This is a genomic window from Salipiger sp. HF18 (assembly GCF_011806505.1).
GTDB classification, from domain to species: domain Bacteria; phylum Pseudomonadota; class Alphaproteobacteria; order Rhodobacterales; family Rhodobacteraceae; genus Salipiger; species Salipiger thiooxidans.
Window position 1 is genome coordinate 1 of sequence record NZ_JAATOS010000470.1, and the last position, 3076, is coordinate 3076.

4 protein-coding genes are annotated in these 3076 nt (G+C 73.2%); all 4 read right to left on the minus strand.

Translation table 11 applies throughout. The annotated features are described in order from the left end of the window. Positions 1 to 96: 96 nt before the first annotated feature. The gene (locus HC022_RS22590; RefSeq protein ID WP_167453897.1) at positions 97 to 843 is read right to left on the minus strand and encodes a hydroxymethylpyrimidine/phosphomethylpyrimidine kinase; all 747 of its coding nucleotides are present in this window, start codon (positions 841 to 843) and stop codon (positions 97 to 99) included. Next, positions 840 to 1793: a HesA/MoeB/ThiF family protein gene (locus HC022_RS22595; RefSeq protein ID WP_167453898.1), complete on the minus strand. Its 954-nt coding sequence runs from the start codon at positions 1791 to 1793 to the stop codon at positions 840 to 842. Before HC022_RS22595 ends, HC022_RS22590 begins: the two co-directional genes overlap by 4 nt. Further along, positions 1790 to 2395, minus strand: coding sequence for a thiamine phosphate synthase (locus HC022_RS22600; protein WP_167453899.1), 606 nt, complete (start codon positions 2393 to 2395; stop codon positions 1790 to 1792). The genes HC022_RS22595 and HC022_RS22600 overlap by 4 nt, the downstream gene beginning before the upstream one ends. Next, the coding region (locus HC022_RS22605; protein ID WP_167453900.1) for a thiazole synthase at positions 2392 to 3076 on the minus strand (685 nt) is incomplete at its 5' end. The genes HC022_RS22605 and HC022_RS22600, both read right to left, overlap by 4 nt.

Here is a 3076-nt window from a genome sequence, read left to right on the forward strand (position 1 = left end):
AGGGTCGTTGGTCCCGGCGCATCCCTGACGTTGTCACCAGATTGGGCCGCATCGCCGCGCCAAGCGCGCCCGGATCACACGCCCCTTCACGCCCGCTCAGGCCTCCTCCCGACACCCTTCCGCGATGAAGCGCGCTTCGAGCAGCCTCCGTGCCCGGTGTACCGCTTCGGGCACCGCGTGGCCGAGGGCGCGTCCCGCAGCGATGGCCGTGGCAAGCTGGCAGCCGGTGCCGCGCAGGGTGCTGGAATGGCGCGGGCCTTGGATTCGCTCGATTGCACCGTCGGGGCCGTCGGGGCCGTAGAGACGGTCCTCGCAGCCCTGCCCGTCTGCGTGGCCGCCTTTGACCAGCACCCAGCGGCAGCCCGCCCCCTGTAGCGCGCGGACGATTTCGGGCTCACCCGAAATGCCGAAGCAGGCTCCGAATGCGCTCAGCTCGGGCAGGTTCGGCGTCAGCACCTCGGTGCGCGGCAGCAGCCCTTCAATGAGCGCCGCGACGCCCGGCGGGTCGAGCAAAACCCGGCCGGAGCTCGAGGCCAGAACCGGGTCGAGCACCAGCGGCACCTGCGGCAAGACCCCGGCCACCGCCGCCACGGTCGGCGCGTCCACCAGCATACCAAGCTTCACCGCATCGACGCGGCTCTCCAGGGCCGAGGCGATCTGCGCCACGACCAGCTCGGGCGCCACCGGCGAGACCGCCCGCACGCGCGCGTCGCTCTGGGCGGTCACCGCGGTCACCGCAACGCGGGTCCGCACGCCCGCCGCGGCCACGGATGCCGCGTCGCGCAAGAGCCCGGCGCCGCCGCTCGAGTCCATGCCGCCGATGCAGAGCCCCACGGGCGTCACGCCAGCACCGCCGCGCGATGGCCCCGCGCCAGTGCCCCCTGCGCCGCGCGCCATGCCCGCAGGCCGCTGGTGCAGGCGAAGACCAGCCGTTCCTCGGGCGCCGGAGCGAGGCTCGCGCAGCCCTCGGGCGAGACGCGGCGGGCGCCGGGCACGGCGGGCACGGGTGCCTCCACCACGTCGCGCAGCTCGATCACCATATCGCCGGGCAACAACTCGTCCGCCCCCAGCAGCACGGGCCCCGCGACCGAGGGCTCGGGGGCACCGTCGAAGCGGAACCCCGTCACCTGCCAACTGGCAAGATCGACGCGGCAGAGCAGCCCGAGCGGCGAGGGCTCGAGCCCCAGCAGCCCCGACAGCCCCATCTGCGCCTGCAGCGCGCCGAGCACCGCCACGGCAGGCCCCATGACCCCGCCGGTGGCGCAGCTCTGCAGCCCCGGCGGCAGATCGGGGAACACGGCGCGGTAGCTCGGGGCCCTTCCACAAAAGCCACCCACGTGCCCTGCCCGACCCAGCACCGAGGCCGCGATCAGCGGCACGCCGGCGGCAAGGCAGGCATCCGAAAGCGCATAGGTGACCGCGAAGGCATCCGCCGCGTCGATCACCAGATCCGCCTCGGCCACCCTCGCCCGGGCGCACGAGGGATCGAGCCGCGCCACCTCGGGCGTCACCGCACAGTCGGGGTTCAGCCCCCGCAGCGCATCGGTGGCGACCTCGGCCTTGGGACGGCCGAGGTCGCTCATGCGGTAGAGCGTCTGGCGGTGCAGGTTGCTCTCTTCGATCACGTCGTGGTCGACCACGCGCAGCGCACCGACCCCGGCGCCCGCCAGAAGCGGCAGCAAGGTCGAGCCGAGCCCGCCCGCGCCCACCACCAGCACCCGCGCGGCGGCCAGCCGGTCCTGCCCCGCCGCGCCGACCTCGGGCAGGATCATCTGACGCGCGTAGCGGGTCATCGCCATGGCGCCGTGGCCTCGATCCAGAGATCGCAGCGCGCCTCGCGGTCGGAGGCCTGCGCGATGTCGGTCACCACCGCGGCGCTGTCGGCACCCGCCTCGAAAAGCTCGGGCAGGCGCTCGGGGGTGACGCCGCCAATGCCCACCAGCGGCACCGAGCCGGCGCGCCGCTTCCACGAGCGCACGCGATCCAGCCCCTGCGGCCCCCAATTCATCTTCTTGAGCAGCGTCGGCCAGACCGGCCCCAGCGCCACGTAGGCCGGATCGAGCGCAAGCGCCCGGTCGAGCTCGGCCTCGTCATGGGTCGAGAGCCCGAAGGCCACGCCTCTGCGGCGCAGGGCGGCGAAATCGGCCTCGTCCATGTCTTCCTGCCCGAGATGCACCGCGCCGCAGTTGAGGTCCATCGCCGCCTGCCAGTGATCGTTGACCACGAGCTGCGCGCCATGCACGGCACAGAGATCGCGGGCGCGGGCGATCTGGCGGCGGATCTCGCGGTCCCCGGCGCCCTTGAGACGCAGCTGCACCAGCCGAACGCCACGCGGCACCAGAAGCTCGAGCTCGGAGACGTGGCCGACGATGAGATAGAAGGGATCGAGCCTCATCCTGCCAGCTCCGCCATGCCGAAGACCGGGGTCGACGCCCGCGCCATGTCGCGGCGCGGCATGAGCCCCGCCTCATGCGCCGCGAGCCCCGCCTCCACCGCCTGCCCGAAGGCGCGGGCCATGGCGACCGGGTCGCGGGCGCTTGCCACGGCGGTGTTGAGGAGCACCGCGTCGAAGCCCATCTCCATCGCCTCCGCCGCCTGAGACGGCGCGCCGATCCCAGCGTCGATCACCAGCGGCACGTCCGGGAAATGCGCCCGCATCCGCGCGAGGCCGGAACGGTTGGACAGCCCCTGCCCCGAGCCGATCGGCGCGCCCCAGGGCATCAGCACCCGGCAGCCCGCCTCGATCAGTTTCTCGCCGAGGATCAGGTCCTCGGTGGTGTAGGGAAACACCTCGAAACCCTCGGCGCAGAGGATGCGCGCGGCCTCGACCAGCGCGAAGGGATCGGGCTGCAGCGTGTCGGCATGGCCGATGACCTCGAGCTTGATCCAGTCCGTACCGAAGAGCTCGCGCGCCATCTGCGCCGTTGTCACCGCCTCGCGGGCCGAATGGCAGCCGGCGGTGTTGGGCAGCAGCAGGCAGCCGCTGTCCTTCAGGATCTCGCGGAAGGCGCCGCCCTCGCGCCCCTCGCGGCGCAGCGAGACGGTGATGACCTCGGCGCCCGAGGCGGCGATGGCG